Below are 358 nucleotides of genomic sequence, written 5' to 3'. Positions count from 1 at the left end.
TTGCCTAGTTCCTTCACCCGAGTTCTCTCAAGCGCCTTAGTATTCTCTACCTGACCACCTGTGTCGGTTTGGGGTACGATTCCATATAATCTGAAGCTTAGAGGCTTTTCCTGGAAGTATGGCATCAGCAACTTCATCACCTTAGTGACTCGTCTCGTGTCTCAGGTTTAGTGTTCGTCCGGATTTACCTAAACAAACGCCCTACTCACTTTCACATGGACTACCAACGCCATGCTTGCTTAGCCTGCTCCGTCCCCCCATCGCAATTATATCGAGTACAGAAATATTAATCTGTTTCCCATCGACTACGCCTTTCGGCCTCGCCTTAGGGGTCGACTTACCCTACCCTGATTAACAT

The 358-nt window shown here is 48.0% G+C and carries 1 rRNA gene; it reads right to left on the bottom strand.

Going from position 1 to position 358, the window contains the following annotated elements:
- Positions 1–358, bottom strand: a 23S ribosomal RNA gene (locus tag H4J50_RS19185); the annotation flags it as partial.

This window comes from Colwellia sp. 6M3 (assembly GCF_014077595.1).
Taxonomy (GTDB): Bacteria; Pseudomonadota; Gammaproteobacteria; order Enterobacterales; family Alteromonadaceae; genus Cognaticolwellia.
The sequence above is the reverse complement of the archived record's forward strand: the minus strand, read 5'-3'. Positions and strand labels throughout refer to the sequence as shown.